Source organism: Hymenobacter jeollabukensis (assembly GCF_005771675.1).
GTDB classification, from domain to species: domain Bacteria; phylum Bacteroidota; class Bacteroidia; order Cytophagales; family Hymenobacteraceae; genus Solirubrum; species Solirubrum jeollabukense.
In genome coordinates this window covers 15,924-32,363 of sequence record NZ_VAJM01000020.1, presented here as the reverse complement: position 1 = coordinate 32,363, position 16,440 = coordinate 15,924, and the positions used below count along the sequence as shown (strand labels likewise).

The window sequence follows — 16,440 nt, the reverse complement described above, 5'->3', positions numbered from 1 at the left end:
ATCCTGAGCGCAGCGAAGGAACTTCCTCCAACCCCGCACCAACACCACCAACAATGCGCAACCACCCCTAAACGCCAACAAATGCACCCATCGATGCCCAATCACCAGAACGTCGAAGCCAGGACTTAACCCACTGTGCAGTGTTCGAACAAGGTCCTTCGCTTTGCTCAGGATGACACGAAAAACAACGACCATGAACATACCCGTAGCCGAGCGCCTGGCGCCCATTCAGGAATACTACTTCTCGCAGAAGCTGCGCGAAATCGACGGGCTGAACCGCGCCGGCGCCCGGGTCATCAACCTCGGCATCGGCAGCCCCGACCTGCCGCCCCACCCCAGCGTGGTGCAGGCGCTGACTGCCGCCGCCCTGCGCCCCGACACCCACGCCTACCAGAGCTACCGGGGCGTGCCCGCCCTGCGCCAGGCCGTGGCCGACTGGTACCGGCGCAGCTACGGCGTGACGCTGGACCCCGAAGCGGAAGTGCTGCCGCTGCTCGGCTCCAAGGAGGGCATCGTGCACGTGTGCATGACCTTTCTGCAGCCCGGCGACGAGGCCCTGATTCCCAACCCCGGCTACCCCACCTACCGCGCCGCCGTGCAGCTCAGCGGCGCCGCACCCGTCGACTACGACCTGACGGCGGCCAACGGCTGGCTGCCCGACCTGGCCGCCCTGGCCCGCCGCGACCTGAGCCGCGTGAAGCTCATGTGGCTGAACTACCCGCACATGCCCACCGGCGCCCGAGCCTCGGCGGCGGCCTTGGAAAAGCTGGTGGCCTTTGCCCGGCAGCACGGCATCCTGCTGGTGCACGACAACCCCTACAGCTTCATTCTCAACGACGAGCCGCTGAGCCTGCTGGCCGTGCCCGGCGCCCGCGAAGTGGCCCTGGAGCTGAATTCGCTGAGCAAGTCGCACAACATGGCGGGCTGGCGGGTGGGCCTGCTGGCCGGCCGCGCCGACCTCCTGCAGCAGGTGCTGCGCTTCAAAAGCAACATGGACTCGGGCATGTTCCTGCCGGTGCAGCTGGCCGCCGCCGCCGCCCTGCATCTCGGCCCGGAGTGGTCGGCCGGGCTGAACGCCACTTACCGCGCCCGCCGCGAGCAGGTGTTCGAGTTGCTCGACGCCCTGGGCTGCGCCTACGACCGGACGCAGGTAGGCCTGTTCGTGTGGGCGCGGGTGCCGGCCGCTTACGCCGACGGCTACGCCCTCAGCGACGCGGTGCTGAGCCGGGCGCGGGTGTTCATCACCCCCGGCGGCATTTTCGGCTCCAACGGCAACGGGTTCGTGCGCCTCAGCCTGTGCCAGCCCACGGCGGTGCTGACGGAGGCGCAGCAGCGCCTGGCCGAAGCGGGCTGGCCCGTAGCGCGGGCTTCAGCCCGCGTCCTCCCGGATACTGCCGTGGCTGATTCCCTTTCCTGATTTCGTTCTGAAAAACGCGGGCTGACGCCCGCGCTACTCTCATGATAGTAACCATCATCGGCGTGGGGCTCATCGGCGGCTCCCTGGCTCTGAGCCTGAAGCAGCAGGGCCTGGCCACGCGCATCATCGGCGTCGACCAGAACCCGGCGCACCTGCAGAAAGCCCTGGCGCTGGGCCTCATCGACGAAGCCGCGCCCGACCTGGCGGCGGCCGTGCAGCCGGCCGACCTCGTGGTGGCCGCCGTGCCGGTGGACGGGCTGCTCACCCTGCTGCCGCGGGTGCTCGATGTGCTGACGGAACGGCAAATCGTCATCGACGCGGGCTCAACCAAGGCCGCGCTGCTGACCGCCGTGGCCGGGCACCCGCGCCGGGGCCGCCTCGTGGCGGTGCACCCCATGGCCGGCACCGAGTACTCGGGCCCCGAAGCCGCCGTGCCGGACCTGTTTGCCGGCCGCACCCTGGTCATCTGCGACGCCGCCGGCAGCGACCCGGACGCGCTGCAGCAAGTGGAAACGCTGTTTCGGCAGCTGCCCATGCGCCTGGTCTACCTCGACGCGGCCGAGCACGACGTGCATACGGCCTACGTCTCGCACATTTCGCATATCACCTCCTTTGCGCTGGCCCTCACGGTGCTGGAAAAGGAGAAGGAGGAGCAGCGCATTTTCGACCTGGCCAGCGGGGGCTTCGCCTCCACTGTGCGCCTGGCCAAAAGCTCGCCCGCCATGTGGGTGCCCATCTTCCGCCAAAACCGCCTGAACGTGCTCGACGTGCTCGACGAGCACCTGCACCAGCTGCAGCGCATGCGCGAATTGCTGGCGCAGGAAGACTACGCCGCCTTCGCCCAGCTCATCGAGCAGGCCAACCACATCCGCCGCATCATCAAGTGAGCGGGTACAGCTGGCGCCGGTTTAGCCGCGCAGCGGTGTAACCGGTGCCGGGTATAAAGCAGGTTTCCAACCTGCGTCGAACGTTGCCAGGCCCGGCAAATCCGACCGGGCGCTTTACGCAGGCTGAAAGCCTGCCTGATTTTCGGCACCGGTTACTCTCGCTTCGCTCGCTAAACCGGCGCCAGCTCTTGGCCCCCTCTCCGCTTCTCTCGTCATCAAAACCCTTCTCATAGCCATGAACCCCACGGCCCCGCTTACCACCAAACCCAACCCGCTCCTTGCCGACAAGCCCCTGGTCGTTGCCGGGCCGTGCTCGGCCGAAACCGAGCAGCAGGTTATTGATACTTGCCAGCGCCTGGCCGCCACCGGGCGCGTGAACCTGCTGCGCGCCGGCATCTGGAAGCCGCGCACCAAGCCGGGCCTGTTCGAGGGCATCGGCACGCGGGGTCTGCCCTGGCTGATACGGGCCCGCGAGCTGACCGGCCTGCCGGTGGCCGTGGAAGTGGCCACCGCCAAGCACGTGGAGGACTGCCTGGCCTTCGACGTGGACGTGCTGTGGCTGGGGGCGCGCACCACCGTCAACCCTTTCTCGGTGCAGGAAGTGGCCGCCGCCTTGCGCGGGGTCGACCGGCCGGTGCTCATCAAAAACCCGCTCAACCCCGACGTGGAGCTGTGGACCGGCGCCGTGGAGCGCCTGCGCCAAGTGGGCACCGGGCCGCTGGGCCTGATTCACCGGGGCTTCAGCAGCTACGGGCAGACGGAGTTTCGCAACGCGCCCATGTGGCACCTGCCCATCGAGATGAAGCGCCGCTTCCCCGAGCTGCCCATCCTCTGCGACCCCAGCCACATTGCCGGCCGCCGCGAGCTGCTGCCCGCCCTGGCCCAGCAGGCCGCCGACCTCGACTTCGACGGCCTGATGATCGAGGCGCACCAGGACCCCGACGCGGCCTGGAGCGACGCGGCCCAGCAGGTGACGCCCGAGCGCCTGGCCGAGCTGCTGGCCGGCATCGTGTGGCGCCGCGAAACCACCGACCAGCCGGACTTCCTCAGTGCCTTGGCCCAGCTGCGCGAGCGAATCAACCACCTCGACGACGAAATCCTGCAGCTGATCAGCAAGCGCATGGGGGTGGCCGAGCAGATCGGGCGCTACAAGAAGGACAACCGCATCACCATCCTGCAGCCCGGCCGCTGGCAGGAAATCGTGGACCGGGGCGTGCGGAAAGGTGCCAAACTAGGCCTGAGTGAAGGCTTCATTCACCGCTTCCTCGACGCCATCCACCTCGAATCCATCCAGCACCAGGACCGGGTGATGAACGAGTAGCCGCAACTGCTGCTACGCTGGTTTACTGCCGCTCGAAGTCCAGGGCGTTGAGCAGGGCCAGCATCATGTCGGCGGCGGCGGGGCTGCGCTTGTAGCGGGCCTCGAACTGCGGGTCGTACTGCAAGGGGCCGAAGTACTGCACGAAGGCGCTGGCTTTCAGGTGCTGCACGGCCGTTTGCAGCTCGGGCCGCGAGAGGCCGCGCAGCCACTGCGCGTAGGCCGGCGTGACGCGCCGCCCGCGCTGGCACAGGGCGTTGCACTCGCGCAGCAGCGGAGCCTCGGCCGCGGCGGTGGCGGGCTGGGCCATCAGGCGCTTCATCAGCCCCGCAGCGGCGTTGGCCACGGCCAGAAAGTCGGTTTCGACGTTGGCGGGCACTGTTGCGGCCGGGGCAGCGGCGGGGCTGGCCGGGGCCTGGGCGCGGGCCGCGCCGACGGTGAGCAGCAAAGCCAGCGCGAGGAGTAGAGCGTGTTTCATGCGAGCGGTAGGATGGGGGAGCGACGTTTACCGGGCAAGATAAGCACTAGTGGCGCCACCCTGTTGCGGAATTGCGCCCACAAGCGGGCAATGCAGCCCGGCCGGCCGGGCGCGGTCTTTCGCATCCTTTCCTACCTTCCGCTTCCCCTCGTTTCCCTGAGCCTATGAACACCTTTACCCTGCTGCCCCGCCTGGCCACGGCCGCCGGCCTGCTGGCCCTCGGCGGCTGCGCCGCCTCCGCGCCCCCGGCCTCCACCACTACGCCAACCGCCACTACCGCCCCGGCACCCGCGCCCGAGCCCGAGGTGCACGGCCTGAGCATCAACGTGGCCGATATCGACCGCACGGCCGCGCCCTGCGACGACTTTTTCCAGTTTGCTGGCGGGGCCTGGCTCAAGGCCAATCCCATTCCGGGCTACGCCTCCAGCTGGGGCCCGCGCAACCTGCTACAGGACCGCAACCAGGCCCTGATGCGCCGCATCCTCGACGCGGCCGCCGCCAACCGCGCCGCCGCGCCCGGCTCCAACGCCCAGAAAGTCGGCGACTTCTACGCCTCGGCCATGGACACCGTGGCCATCGAAGCCGCGGGCCTGAAGTACCTGCAGCCGGAGCTGGCCCGCGTGGCCGCCGTGAAGGACCGCCGCACCCTGCTCGACGCGCTGGCTCACCAGAAAATGCTGCAGATCGGTACCTATTTCAATATCGGCGTGGAGGTGGACGAGAAAAACTCCGCGCAGTACATCGTGGGCATGTCGCAGGGCGGCCTCACCCTGCCCGACCGCGACTACTACCTCAAGGACGACGAGCGGAGCAAGAAAATCCGCGAGGCCTACCGCACCTACCTGCGCAACACCTTCCAGCTGCTCGGCGACAACGAGGCCACGGCCCGCAAAAACGCCGAGGCGGTGGAGCGCCTCGAAACGCGCCTCGCCCGCGCCTCCCGCACCCGCGTGGAGCTGCGCGACCCGCAGGCCAACTACAACAAGATGACCGTGGCCGAGGCCACCAAAAAGTACCCGCACCTGGAGCTGCCGCGCCTGCTCGGGGCCCTGCAGCTGGGCGCGGCCAAGGACGTGGTGGTGGGCCAACCCGCCTTCCTGGCCGAAGCCGACAAGCTGGTGCAGACCGAGCCCTTGGCCGACCAGAAAACCTACCTGCGCTGGCACCTCGTGCGCACCGCCACCAGCGGCCTGCCCCAGGCCTACGTCGACGAAGCCTTCCGCTTCCAGCAGGTGCTGGGCGGGGCCAAAACCCAGACGGTGCGCTGGAAACGCATGCTGGCCGCCACCGACAACTACCTCGGCGAAGCCTTTGGGCAGCTGTACGTCGATGAGGCCTTTCCGCCCCGCGCCAAGGCCAAGGCCCTGGAAATGGTGGCCAACGTGAAAGCCTCGATGGCCGACCACATCCAGACCAACACCTGGATGAGCCCGGCCACCAAAGAGGAGGCGCTGAAAAAGCTCAACGCCCTGCGCGTGAAAATCGGCTACCCCGACCAGTGGAAGGACTATTCGGCGCTGACCATTTCGCGCGAGTCCTACCTGAAAAATCTGCTGGCGGCTCGCCAGTGGGACTTCCGCGACGAAGCCCGCCACCTCGGCCAGCCCATCGACCGCAACCAGTGGGGCATGACGCCGCCCACGGTGAATGCCTACTACAACCCGCCGATGAACGAAATCGTGTTTCCGGCCGGCTACCTGCAGCCCCCGTTCTTCAACCCCGACGCCGACGACGCAGTGAACTACGGAGCCATCGGCGGGGTGATGGGCCACGAAATGACCCACGGCTTCGACGACCAGGGCCGGCAGTACGACGCCGCCGGCAACCTGCGCGACTGGTGGACCCAGCAGGACAACGACGAGTTCAACCGCCGCGCCGCCGTGGTGGGCCGCCAGTACGACGCCTTCAGCCCGCTCGACTCGGTGCACGTGAACGGCAAGCTGACCATGGGCGAAAACCTGGCGGACTTCGCCGGCCTGACCATCGTGTACGGGGCCCTGCAGAAGCAGCTGCAGAAAACCTACGGCACCGGCCCGCGCCCCAAAATCGACGGTTTCACGCCCGAGCAGCGCTTTTTCCTGGCCTGGGCCCAGCTGCGCCGCACCAACATCCGCCCCGAAGCCCTGCGCCAGCAAATCCTGACCGACCCGCACTCCCCCGGCCAGTACCGCACCATCGGCCCGCTGATGAACATGCCGGAATTCTACCAGGCCTTCGGCTGCCAGCCCAGCCAGAAGATGGTGCGCGCCGAGCAGGACCGGGCCAAAATCTGGTAGGCCGGGGCCCGGCCCCGTCAGCTACGTCACGCGAGGCATGACACGACCCTCAGCCTGACTATAAAAAGGCGTTCTGCACCGCGCAGAGCGCCTTTTTTATTTACCCGCAAAAAAATATTTCGACTCCATACGCACATCATTACGAAACATTCGTAGAATTACGAACAAATCGTAATAGCCAGTTATGGAGAAACTAACCCAACCCGAAGAGGACGCCATGCGGGCGTTCTGGCGCCTGGGCGGCGGCTTTATCAAGGACGTGCTGGAAGAGCTGCCCGAGCCGCGCCCGCCCTACACCACCCTGGCCTCCACGGTGCGCAACCTGGAACGCAAGGGCTACTTGCGCGGCGAAAAGCTGGGCAACGTGTTCCGCTTCAGCCCGCTGGTGGCCGAGCAGGACTACCGCCGCCGCTTCGTGAACACCCTGGTGGGCGACTATTTCAAGAATTCCTACAAGGAGCTGGTGTCGTTCTTCGCCAAAGAGCAGAAAATCAGCGCCGAGGAGCTCAAGGAAATCGTGCGCATGATTGAGGACGGGTCTAATCCGCAAAAGCCGCAGTCATGATGCCCGCCGCGCTGCTTTACCTGGTTCAGATGCAGCTAGCCTTGCTGCTGCTGCTGGGCGTGTATTACCTGGCACTGCGCCAGCTCACCTTTCACCGCCTCAACCGCGGCTACCTGCTCGGCAGCTTGGCCCTGGCGGCCCTCTACCCCGCTCTCGACCTGAGCGCCCTGAGTCTGCGCCCGGCCCCGGCCGCCGCGGCCCGGCCCCGGCTACTGCCCCAATTGCTGGACGGCGCCGGCCCGACAGCCGCAGCGGCCGGACCGGCGCCGGTGTCGGCCGAAACGTGGTGGTGGCTGGGCTACGGCGCGGGCGCGGGCCTGCTGCTGCTGCTGCTGCTGGTACAGGCCGCCGCGCTGTGGCGGCTGCACCGGGGCTCCCGCCCGGCCCGGGCGGCGGGCAGCGTCTTTCGGGCCGTGGCGGCGCCCATCAGCCCGTTTTCGTTTGGGCGGCACATCTACCTGAATCCGGCCCGGCACCCGGCCGAGGAGCTGCCGGCCGTGCTGCTGCACGAGCAAGTGCACGTGCGGCAGCTGCACAGCCTCGATACGCTGCTGGCCCACCTGCACCGCGCGCTGGCCTGGGCCAGTCCGGCCGCCTGGCTGTGGCTGCGGGCCGTGCAGGAAAACCTGGAGTTCATTGCCGATGCGGCCGTGCTGCGCGAAAGTGCCCTGCCGGCCAAAACCTATCAGTACAGCCTGCTGCGCCTGAGCACCCTGGGCGCGGCCCCGGCCTTTGCCACGCCTTTTTCTTTTATCACGCTTAAAAACCGCATTCAAATGATGAACACCCCCGAATCGTCGCCGCGGCAGCTGAGCCGCTACGCCGCCGGCCTGAGCCTGCTGCTGCTGCTGGCCGCCGCCTGCGCCACCCCCAAAGCCTCGGAAGTGCCGCAGCCCCGCCCCGGCGCCAGCGCCGCCCGGGCCCTGGATAAGATGACCTACCTGCTCGACGGGCGCCCCTCCACCGAAGCCGAAGTGTTTGCGCAGGAAGAAAACCTGCTGACCCTGCACGTATACAAGGGCACCAAGCCCAACCAGGGCGCCGACCTCGCAGCCCTGCGGCGCGACTACGGCAGCCGCCTCGACGACGGGCTGGCGTTTGGCTTCACCAAAGCCGGCGTGAACACCCCGGCCGTGCAGGCGCTTAACGCCAAGTACGGCATCAAGCTGGGCGACCCGGCCGTGCTGGAAAAGCACAAAACCGATACCGAAGCCATGTACCGGAAAGTGCTCGACGGCCAGGGCCTGACGGACGAGGAAATTGGGGGACGCCTGGTGCTCATCGACCAGCAGCCCGCCACGGCGGCGCAGCTGCGCGCCCTGCCCCCCGGCACCGTCAGCGGGTTTGCCGTTTCCGACGGGCCGGCCAAGAAATTCGGCGAGGCCAGCCGCAAGGGTTTGGTCATGGTGACCACCACGAAGCCTGCGGCCCAAGCCCAACCCGACCCCGTCGACGGCTTGGTGAGTACCCTGGACAAGGACCTAAACACCCCGCTGTACTTCCTCGACGGCCAGCCAGCCGACAAGGCGGCCGTGGAGCAACTGCAGCCCGCAGCCATCAGCAGCATGTGGGTGATGAAAAACGATAAAGCCCGGCAGCGCTACGCCTTTCAGAACATCGGCACCCACGACGTTATTATAGTCGTCACCAAGGCCAACGAGCAGTCGGCCGCGGTGCAGGAATTCATCCGCCAGCACGGCATAGAACAGTCCAAGCCCAGCCCCAAAGCCGGGAAACCGACCTCCTCCGGCCTGCTTTACCCTGGGTTTCTGACGAAGGACCAATGTTAGTGGAGACGACCGCGGTGCACCCGGCTTAATTATGCCGCTGGCTTTGTGAGGACAATCCGGCTCTGGTCGGTCCGTCGATAACGCAAACGAGTGTTGCTGCGTAGGGTGGGGCACAGTGCTCTTGAATCTGGCCCTCTCCTCCTGCGCATGACGGCACCCGTTTCCGTTACCGATTACCTGCTGTTGCAGCACCGCCCCGACCTGGGCCTGGTGACGGCCCGCTGGACGCGGCCCGTTGGCTCCCACGAGTTGCGGGCGGGCTACCAGGAAATTCTGCGCTACGCCGGCGGCTGCGACGCCTGCCGCCGCTGGCTGATCGATGCCCGCCGCCGGGTGGAAGTCGACGCCCGCGACGTGCACTGGCTCACCTCGGTGTTTTACCCCACGCTGCGCCAGCACCTCAACGGGCACGTGTACCTGGCCTTCCTCATCGGCCCGCACCAGGCCGACGACGTGCAGGACGACTCACTGCCGCCCCTGCCCCACACCCACGGCGACAATTGCTCGGTGAATCAGTTTACCGACGAGGGCGAGGCCGTGCGCTGGCTGGTGGCGCAGCGGTAACCTGCCACTATCAAACGGCCTCGGCCGGACGAATAAGCGCACGTGCTCATTCGTCCGGCCGAGGCCGTTGTGTTTGCTTTATCAGCGGCTGCTCAGGCTGCCGGCGCCGGGCTGGCCCACTTTGTCCAGCTGAAGCAGCACCGTCTGCAGCTGCGCGGGCGTGACGGGCTGGTAGCGCAGGCCGTCGAGCGAAGAGCCGGCGACGGTGGTCTGCGTCATGGCCATTTCCAAATCGGGGCCGCGGCGGCGCAGGGCCAGCACCGTGACGGGCTCCCCGCGCGGAATTTGCCGGAACTCGTGGTGACGGCCGGAAGAGGTGCCGCTCAGCACGGCCCGCAGGTTGTGAAACACCAGGCACACCAGGTCTTCGGGCTGGGTGTCGCGCACCGTGAAAAGGACCTTGGGCTCGTTGGACCGGATGAGCCGGTCGCAGTTCATCCAGCCCAGGGCGGAGGCCGTGAACAGGTAGCCGCCCAGCTGGCGCGTTTCCAGCGCCGCCAACTCCTGCTCGCTCATCTTGCTCACGCGCTGCCGGGCAACGCCTGCCCCGGCGGCTTCCGGGTCCTCGATGCCGGCGGGGTACACCGGGCGGCCCCGGTCGGTTTTGACGAGCACCCGGCCGCGCTTGGTCACCGTCAGCCACACGGGCACCACGCTGCGGGTGCGCAGGCGGGGCGGCTTCACGCCCAGGCTGCGGCGGCGCTGGCGCGGCAGCTTTTCGGCCGGGGGCTGCAAGTAGGCGGGCATGAACGACGGCAGCTGGGCCACGGCGCGCTCCACGGTGGCGCGCAGCTCGGGCGTGGGCGCCGCGGTCTGCCGCACGCCCCGGGCCCGGCCCGTCGAGTCGAGCACGATAACGGCTTTCCAGTAAGCCAACACGCGTACGCGCTGCCCTTCGTACCACATCTTCCGCCGCAGCCGCTGGGGGCTACGGCGCAATTCGCGCAGCGTGGCGTCGGAGCAGGCCAGACGCTTCTGCAGAAACATGCGCAGCGGCACGCCCGCCCGGAACACGGGCGCGCCGGCCCGCAGCTGGCGCGGCCGCAGGGCCCGGCGCGGACTCTGCCAATCGACGCGGCCGGTGGAGGTGGCGACGCCCTTGAACAGCTGCATACCGGCCACCGGCTGGGCTGTGGGCAGGCGCACCAGCACCGAGGCGCCGGGGCGCAGCTGGCAGGGGCGGCCGTCGGCGGTGCGGGCGGTGAGCTGCACCATGCCGCCGGTTTCAAGGAGGTTGTCGCCCGAGGCGGTGTGCAGCTGGTTCAGCACCATATCGGCCACGGTGACAAACTCGCGCAGGCGCACTTCCACGGTGCCGGCTACGATTTTTTCGGGGTCGTCGGCGTAGGCAAAGGCATTGGCCGGCAATGCCAGCGTGGTGCCGCGCACGCCCACCACGGCGGTGTCGAGAGCCGTCTGCAGCCGAAATACCTGGGTGGGGACGCCCGGCAAGCCCGCCCAGGCGGTTTCGGGCAGTAGCTCGGCATTGGCAGCGGCCAGGCTGGCCGCCGGAGCGCCGGATTGCGCCGGAAGTTCGGGAAGGGCCGTGGAAACGCCCACGGCGGACCCTGTCTGCGCGGCTACAGTGGCTACCGGCCGCGTTGCAGACGATTCGTCGGCTTCGGCAGCCTGCCTGCTGGCTACGGCTTGCGGTAGCGCAGCCGCCGGCCGACGGCGCCCGGCACGGCGGGCAGCGGTGGATGCACTGGCGCGGCGCGCCGCTTTTACCGTGCGGGCTGCCGGGGCTTCGGGCACGGCGGCCAGGCTGTTGGAGCGGCGACTATACTCCTTGCCGACAGCGGCCGGCGCCGTTGGCCCCGGGCGTTCGGACGACTCGTCGGATACAGCTACCTGCGCTTTGCCCGCGTCGGCCGGTGCCGCGGGGGGGCCGGCCGACGCCGTAGCGGTGGCGGCTGCCGACGCCGTAGAGGTGGCGGCTGCCGGCGCGACGGGCACCGGCAACGAATCGGGCAATAAGGCGGCGGGGCGGCCGGGCTGGCCGGTGCGGCTGAGGGCGGAATCGTCGGGGCGGGCGCAGGCTAGTAGGGCCAGGGCCAGCAATAACGGGGAGTAGCGTCGGAGCATAACGGGCCGGGGATAAGAGGTAGGAACTGCTGCAACGTCTGCATTATTCGGCTTATTGCCAAGGTTTTTCCAAGAAAGCTCGACGGCACCATCCCCGCGGCCGTATGTGGCAAGCAATTGCTTGTCCGGGCTGCCCAATGGCCCGCGGCGGCACCTGCTACCTTAGTCCTGCCCGCGCATTTCTTCCCCGCTCACGTATGCCCGCTTCCCTCGACTACCACCGCCTGTTTCACCGCCTGCCCGGCAATTTCCTGCTGCTGGCGGCCGATGGCACCGTGCTCGACAACTCCGACGCCCACCAACGGGTATCGATGCTGCCGCGCGAGCAGGGCATTGGCCGCAGCATCTTCGAGGCCTACCCCTCGGCCCCCGAAAGCCAGCGTGAGCTGTTCGAGTCGCAGGAAGAGGTGCGCCGCACCCTGCGCCCGCACACCATGGCGCTGCTGCGCTACGACCTGGAGCGGCCCGCCGCGCAGGGCGGCGGCACGGAGGTGCGCTACTGGCAGCTCACCCACCACCCCATTCTCGACGACGACGGCCAGCTGCTCTACATTCTGCAGACGCCCGAGGACGTGACCGAGCAGCAGCTGGCCCGGCAGCAAAACCAGCAGATGCAGCAGGCCTTGGCCGAGGCCCAGGCCCAGGCGCAGTTTGTGCTGGAGGCCCTGCCTGTGATGGTGTGGACCACCCGCCCCGACGGCCACGCGGATTACTTCAACGCGCGCTGGCGGCAGTTTACGGGCTACGACCTGCTGGATCAGTCCATGGAACAAACGGCTACTACCCTGGTGCACCCCGACGACGCGCCGGCCCTCAGCGCCGCCTGGACGCAGGCCCTGGCCGGGCACGATGTGTTTCAAGCTGAGTACCGCCTGCGCCGCCACGACGGGCAGTACCGTTGGGTGCTGGCCCGGGCCGTGCCCCGCCGCAACGACGCCGGCCATACGACCATGTGGGTGGGCAGCGCCACCGACATTCACGACCAGAAGCAGCTGGTGCAGGAGTTGCTGGCCGCCAGCGAGCAGCACGCCGCCCTTTCCGACCAGGCCTACGCCACCCAGCAGCAGGCCGTGGCCCAGCGCGAAACCTTCCTGCAGCTGTTTCAGCAGGCGCCGGCCCTCATTGCCATCGTGCGCGGCCCGGAGCACCGCTTCGAGTTCGTGAACGAGCGGTACCAGCAGACCTTGTTTCCGGGCCGGCAGCTGCTGGGGCGCCCGGTGGCCGAGGCCATTCCCGAGGCGGCGGAGCAGGGTTTCCAGCAGCTGATCGACCAGGTGTACCAGACCGGCGAGCCGTATTATGGCAAGGAAGTGCCGCTGACCGTGGACAACGCGGCCGAGCCCATCTACCTGAATTTCGTGTACCAGCCCTTCCGCGAGAACGGGCAGGTAGTGGGGTTGTTCTGCTTTGCCTTCGACGTAACTGAACTTGTTCGGGCTCGTCAGGTGTTGGAGCGCCTGCATGGCGCCGGCCCGGCCGCTCATTCCGGCGCCTAACTCCCCTCCTCCTCAATGGCATTGGCCTTCGACATTACCAGCCTGGATTTCCAGCAGGCCCGCATCAAGCAGGTGCTGTTCAAATCCCGGCTGCGCTCGGTGCTTTACGGCGTACGCGAGGCCGATTCGGCCCTGTTTGCGCGTGCCGACAACCCGCTGGGCCAGTGGCTCGACGCGGTGGTGAAGCCCAAGTACGGCGCCCGGCCCGAGGTGACGCAGATCGACGCGCAGCTGCAGCGCCTGCTCGATACCGGCCGCGACCTGGTGCGCCTGTACCAGCGCGGCCAGATCGAGGAAGCCCGCGCCGGCCTCGACCAGGTCAACACCTACGCCGACCGCATCGACGCGCTGCTGCTCACGCTGGAGCGCGAAGTGGTGTAGCCGGCGCAGCCTTTTCGGGGCCGGGCGCGTAGCGACATCGGGCGCACCTGACGCGCCGCCCCGGCATGACTCCTATCCTCGACCTGACCCAGCTGACGACCCGCGCCCCGGCCGGCTTTCACAAACGCGAAACCCAGCGCGAGCTGGAGCGCATCCGGCAGGAGCTGGTGACCTGGCAGGAGCGCCTCTACGCCGAAAACCGCCGCAGCATCCTCATCGTGCTGCAGGGCATGGACGCCAGCGGCAAGGACGGGCTGATTCGCAGCGTATTCAGCGGGCTGAATCCCCAGGGCGTGGAGGTGCATTCGTTCAAGGAGCCCACCCACGACGAGCTGGCCCACGACTTTCTTTGGCGCATTCATCAGCGCACCCCGCCCAAGGGCATGATTCACGTCTTCAACCGCTCGCACTACGAGGACGTGCTCATTACCCGCGTGCTGGGGCTGGTGGGCGCCGCCGAAGCCCGCCGCCGCTTTGCCCGCATCAACGACTTCGAGCAACTGCTGCAGCAGGCCGGCACTACCATTCTCAAGTTCTACCTGCACGTCTCGGAAGAGGAGCAGCGCAAGCGCCTGCTGGAGCGCGTGCACGACCCGGCCAAGCAGTGGAAATACGAGGCCGGCGACGAGGACAAAGCCCAGCAGTGGCCTGAGTACCGCGCCGTGTACGAGGACGTGTTTCGCCACTGCAGCCCCGCTGAGGCGCCCTGGCACATCGTGCCTGCCGACCAGAACTGGTACAAGGCCTACGTGGTGGCCGCCACCCTGCGCGACACCCTGGCGCAGATGAACCCGGATTTTCCGGCCTCCAAGGCCGAGCGGCCGGCGTAGCGGTACCGTTGCGGATGAGGCCCGAAGCGCCGTGCGGTGCAGCTTCCTCTTTATCTCATGGTAGGGCGAAGCGGCAGCGCTGCGCCCACTACGCGGACGCCGGCAGCAGCTCCCGTCGTGCCGCAATTGGCCGCTGGCCTTAGTTGCGCCGGGCGCGCACCGGCGGGCGCGTCGAGAGCAGGCGCACCTGCAGCGGGGCACGGGCGGTATCGGCCACGGCCACGTCGGTGGTAACAAAGCCGCTCAGCTCGAAGCGCAGCGTGATGGGGCCGCGGGGCAGGTCGGGCAGCAGAAACCGGCCCTCGGCGTTGGTGCTGGTGGCTTGCGTGGTGCCGCGCACCAGTACGCTCACCCCCGCCAGCGGCTGTCGGGCCCCGTTGACCACCATCCCGCTCAGCATAGGGCGCGGCGCGGGCGCCTGAGCCGCAGCGCAGGTCGTTGCCAGCCCGATAATCGGCAGCAGGAAGAAGGCACAACGCATGGAGTAAAGGCTGATACGGCCCAAAGCTACCCCGCCGGCAGCCGGGCGGCTAATTATGAAATCATTACCGGCGGCCGCTCATTTGCCGCTGGCCTCACCCCGGCGCGGGCAAATCCCGTACGCAGGGGTTGCCCCGAGCCGCACCCGGCGCGGGGCCGTGCTGCCCTATGTCCGTGTCGACCTCCACTGCTGCTTCCTCTCCTCCTGCCCCGGCCACGCTCTGGTCGCCGCTGGCTATTTCCATGTTCCGGGCCATCTGGCTGGCCTCGGTGGTGTCGAACGTGGGCACCTGGATGCAGAACGTGGCCGGCGTGTGGCTGGTGACGACGCTGACCACCTCGGCCCTATTGGTGGCCCTGATGCAGGCCGCCACCTCGCTGCCGGCCTTCCTACTCAGTATGCCCGCCGGCGCCCTTGGCGACCTGATTGACCGGCGCCGCCTGCTGCTGGTCACCCAGGGCTTCATGGGCGTGGTGGCTTTTGTGCTCGGCGTGCTCACCCTCTCGAATCAGGTATCGGCCTTCAGCGTGCTGGGCTTCACGTTTGTGCTCGGCATCGGCTCGGCCCTGAACGCGCCGGTGTGGCAGACGCTGCCCGCCGAGCTGGTGCCGCGACCCATCCTGCCCTTCGCCATAACCCTGAACGGGGTCAGCAACAACATTGCCCGGGCCATCGGGCCGGCGCTGGGCGGGCTCATCATTGCCTACTACTCGCCGGGCTACGTGTTTCTGCTCAACGGCGTGTCGTTCGTGGGCACCTGGATAGTGGTGTACCGCTGGCGGCGCGTGCAGCCCGAGGCCATCGGGCCAGCCGAAAACTTTGCCGGGGCCCTGCGCGCCGGCCTGCGCTACGTGCAGTACTCCCCGGCCATCTACGCGGTGCTGGTGCGGGCCTTCGCGTTTTCGTTCGGGGCGGCGGCCATGTGGGCCCTGCTCTCGGTGGTGACGGCCCAGCGCCTGCACCTGCAGTCCGGCTCCTACGGCGTGCTGCTTTCCTGGCTGGGCGCGGGCGCCATCACCGGGGCCTTTCTGGTGGGGCGCATCGGCCAGCGGCTGAATTTCAACCAGCGCGCCCTGCTCGGGGCCCTGGTGTTCGTGGGCACCAACGTAAGCCTGGCCCTGATGCCGACGGAGTACGGGCTGTTTCCGGTGATGTTCCTTTCGGGCGTAGCCTGGCTGCTCACGATGACGGCCTTCAGCACCACCGTGCAGCTGCACGTGCCCAAGTGGGTGCAGGCGCGGGTGGTGAGCATATACATGCTGGTATTTCAGGCCGGCCTGTCGCTGGGCAGCATCGTGTGGGGCGAGCTGGCCGACCGCGTGGGTCTGCAGTACTCCCTGCTCGGCGCCGCCGCTTGGATGCTGCTGAGCTTGCTGCTGGCCCTGCCCTTCCCCATGCGCGCCGCCGAAGACCTCGACCTGGCCCCCGCCGAGCACTGGCCCGAGCCCGTGGTGCACGGCGCCGTCGACCCCGACGATGGGCCGGTGGTGGTGATGGTGGAGTACCACGTGCCGGTGGCCGCGCAGCCCGCGTTCCGGCAGGCCGTGGGCCCGCTCACCCGCCTGCGCCTGCGCGACGGCGCCCTGCGCGCCGGCGTGTTCACCGACCTGGCCCGCCCCGAGCAGATTACCGAGTTTTTCTACGTGGCCACCTGGGGCGAGCATCAGCGCCAGCACCACCGATTCACCCGCGAAGACCTGCTGGTGGAGGCCCAGGTCCTGCAGTTTCACCAGGGTCCCGAGCCGCCGCGCGTCACGCACTTCCTAGCCTTTCCACAAACGCCCAACGTGGAAGTGCCCACCCCGCCCGAAGACCTGCAGGGCCAGCAATGACCCCGTTTGCCCGCCCGGTAGCGGCCCCGGCCGCGGGCTC

At 68.1% G+C, this 16,440-nt stretch carries 14 protein-coding genes; 11 read left to right on the top strand and 3 right to left on the bottom strand.

The window, feature by feature from the left end; genetic code table 11:
• The first annotated feature begins 193 nt into the window (after positions 1–193).
• From FDY95_RS25015 to FDY95_RS25005, 3 genes are all read left to right on the top strand, one after another.
• The gene (locus tag FDY95_RS25015; RefSeq protein WP_138082318.1) at positions 194–1,417 is read left to right on the top strand and encodes a pyridoxal phosphate-dependent aminotransferase; all 1,224 of its coding nucleotides are present in this window, start codon (positions 194–196) and stop codon (positions 1,415–1,417) included.
• Between the two features lie 41 nt (positions 1,418–1,458).
• Complete coding sequence (locus FDY95_RS25010) at positions 1,459–2,304, top strand: prephenate dehydrogenase (protein WP_138082316.1); 846 nt, start codon at positions 1,459–1,461, stop codon at positions 2,302–2,304.
• A gap of 235 nt (positions 2,305–2,539) precedes the next feature.
• Positions 2,540–3,625: a chorismate mutase gene (locus FDY95_RS25005; protein WP_138082314.1), complete on the top strand. Its 1,086-nt coding sequence runs from the start codon at positions 2,540–2,542 to the stop codon at positions 3,623–3,625.
• A 22-nt stretch (positions 3,626–3,647) separates the two neighbouring features.
• Here the strand turns inward: FDY95_RS25005 and FDY95_RS25000 are convergent, their stop codons facing one another.
• Positions 3,648–4,100 carry a hypothetical protein gene (locus tag FDY95_RS25000; protein ID WP_138082312.1) on the bottom strand — a complete coding sequence of 151 codons (453 nt, stop codon included), beginning with the start codon at positions 4,098–4,100 and terminating at the stop codon, positions 3,648–3,650.
• A 164-nt stretch (positions 4,101–4,264) separates the two neighbouring features.
• Here FDY95_RS25000 and FDY95_RS24995 point away from each other — a divergent pair, with 164 nt between their 5' ends.
• The 4 genes from FDY95_RS24995 to FDY95_RS24980 all read left to right on the top strand — a co-directional run bounded on the left by FDY95_RS24995 (position 4,265) and on the right by FDY95_RS24980 (position 9,295).
• Positions 4,265–6,376 carry a M13 family metallopeptidase gene (locus FDY95_RS24995; RefSeq protein WP_138082310.1) on the top strand — a complete coding sequence of 704 codons (2,112 nt, stop codon included), beginning with the start codon at positions 4,265–4,267 and terminating at the stop codon, positions 6,374–6,376.
• Between the two features lie 184 nt (positions 6,377–6,560).
• Positions 6,561–6,941: a BlaI/MecI/CopY family transcriptional regulator gene (locus FDY95_RS24990; RefSeq protein ID WP_138082308.1), complete on the top strand. Its 381-nt coding sequence runs from the start codon at positions 6,561–6,563 to the stop codon at positions 6,939–6,941.
• 29 nt (positions 6,942–6,970) lie between these two features.
• Positions 6,971–8,731, top strand: coding sequence for a M56 family metallopeptidase (locus tag FDY95_RS24985; RefSeq protein WP_171025851.1), 1,761 nt, complete (start codon positions 6,971–6,973; stop codon positions 8,729–8,731).
• Between the two features lie 147 nt (positions 8,732–8,878).
• Entirely contained in the window at positions 8,879–9,295 is a 417-nt protein-coding gene (locus FDY95_RS24980) for a hypothetical protein (RefSeq protein ID WP_138082304.1), read from the top strand.
• Between the two features lie 81 nt (positions 9,296–9,376).
• Here the strand turns inward: FDY95_RS24980 and FDY95_RS24975 are convergent, their stop codons facing one another.
• On the bottom strand, positions 9,377–11,380 hold the full coding sequence (locus FDY95_RS24975) for a hypothetical protein (protein ID WP_138082302.1): 2,004 nt from the start codon (positions 11,378–11,380) through the stop codon (positions 9,377–9,379).
• A gap of 197 nt (positions 11,381–11,577) precedes the next feature.
• Here FDY95_RS24975 and FDY95_RS24970 point away from each other — a divergent pair, with 197 nt between their 5' ends.
• From FDY95_RS24970 to FDY95_RS24960, 3 genes are all read left to right on the top strand, one after another.
• A complete protein-coding gene (locus FDY95_RS24970; RefSeq protein WP_171025850.1) occupies positions 11,578–12,876 on the top strand; it encodes a PAS domain-containing protein in 1,299 nt (432 codons plus the stop codon).
• A 15-nt stretch (positions 12,877–12,891) separates the two neighbouring features.
• Positions 12,892–13,257, top strand: a complete 366-nt coding sequence (locus tag FDY95_RS24965) for a CZB domain-containing protein (RefSeq protein WP_138082298.1) — start codon at positions 12,892–12,894, stop codon at positions 13,255–13,257.
• A gap of 65 nt (positions 13,258–13,322) precedes the next feature.
• A complete protein-coding gene (locus tag FDY95_RS24960; RefSeq protein ID WP_138082296.1) occupies positions 13,323–14,087 on the top strand; it encodes a PPK2 family polyphosphate kinase in 765 nt (254 codons plus the stop codon).
• Positions 14,088–14,226: 139 nt separating this feature from the next.
• Here FDY95_RS24960 and FDY95_RS24955 read toward each other — a convergent pair whose 3' ends face one another.
• Complete coding sequence (locus FDY95_RS24955) at positions 14,227–14,568, bottom strand: carboxypeptidase-like regulatory domain-containing protein (protein ID WP_138082294.1); 342 nt, start codon at positions 14,566–14,568, stop codon at positions 14,227–14,229.
• Positions 14,569–14,741: 173 nt separating this feature from the next.
• Between FDY95_RS24955 and FDY95_RS24950 the strand changes: the two genes are divergently transcribed.
• A complete protein-coding gene (locus FDY95_RS24950) occupies positions 14,742–16,400 on the top strand; it encodes an MFS transporter (RefSeq protein WP_171025849.1) in 1,659 nt (552 codons plus the stop codon).
• The last annotated feature ends 40 nt before the right edge of the window (positions 16,401–16,440 follow it).

What these genes read in the sequence shown, in the direction of transcription:
- FDY95_RS25015 (WP_138082318.1), top strand. Translation starts at nt 194, where the DNA reads ATGAACATACCCGTAGCCGAGCGCCTGGCGCCCATTCAGGAATACTAC.
- FDY95_RS25010 (WP_138082316.1), top strand. Translation starts at nt 1,459, where the DNA reads ATGATAGTAACCATCATCGGCGTGGGGCTCATCGGCGGCTCCCTGGCT.
- FDY95_RS25005 (WP_138082314.1), top strand. Translation starts at nt 2,540, where the DNA reads ATGAACCCCACGGCCCCGCTTACCACCAAACCCAACCCGCTCCTTGCC.
- FDY95_RS25000 (WP_138082312.1), bottom strand. Translation starts at nt 4,100, where the DNA reads ATGAAACACGCTCTACTCCTCGCGCTGGCTTTGCTGCTCACCGTCGGC.
- FDY95_RS24995 (WP_138082310.1), top strand. Translation starts at nt 4,265, where the DNA reads ATGAACACCTTTACCCTGCTGCCCCGCCTGGCCACGGCCGCCGGCCTG.
- FDY95_RS24990 (WP_138082308.1), top strand. Translation starts at nt 6,561, where the DNA reads ATGGAGAAACTAACCCAACCCGAAGAGGACGCCATGCGGGCGTTCTGG.
- FDY95_RS24985 (WP_171025851.1), top strand. Translation starts at nt 6,971, where the DNA reads ATGCAGCTAGCCTTGCTGCTGCTGCTGGGCGTGTATTACCTGGCACTG.
- FDY95_RS24980 (WP_138082304.1), top strand. Translation starts at nt 8,879, where the DNA reads ATGACGGCACCCGTTTCCGTTACCGATTACCTGCTGTTGCAGCACCGC.
- FDY95_RS24975 (WP_138082302.1), bottom strand. Translation starts at nt 11,380, where the DNA reads ATGCTCCGACGCTACTCCCCGTTATTGCTGGCCCTGGCCCTACTAGCC.
- FDY95_RS24970 (WP_171025850.1), top strand. Translation starts at nt 11,578, where the DNA reads ATGCCCGCTTCCCTCGACTACCACCGCCTGTTTCACCGCCTGCCCGGC.
- FDY95_RS24965 (WP_138082298.1), top strand. Translation starts at nt 12,892, where the DNA reads ATGGCATTGGCCTTCGACATTACCAGCCTGGATTTCCAGCAGGCCCGC.
- FDY95_RS24960 (WP_138082296.1), top strand. Translation starts at nt 13,323, where the DNA reads ATGACTCCTATCCTCGACCTGACCCAGCTGACGACCCGCGCCCCGGCC.
- FDY95_RS24955 (WP_138082294.1), bottom strand. Translation starts at nt 14,568, where the DNA reads ATGCGTTGTGCCTTCTTCCTGCTGCCGATTATCGGGCTGGCAACGACC.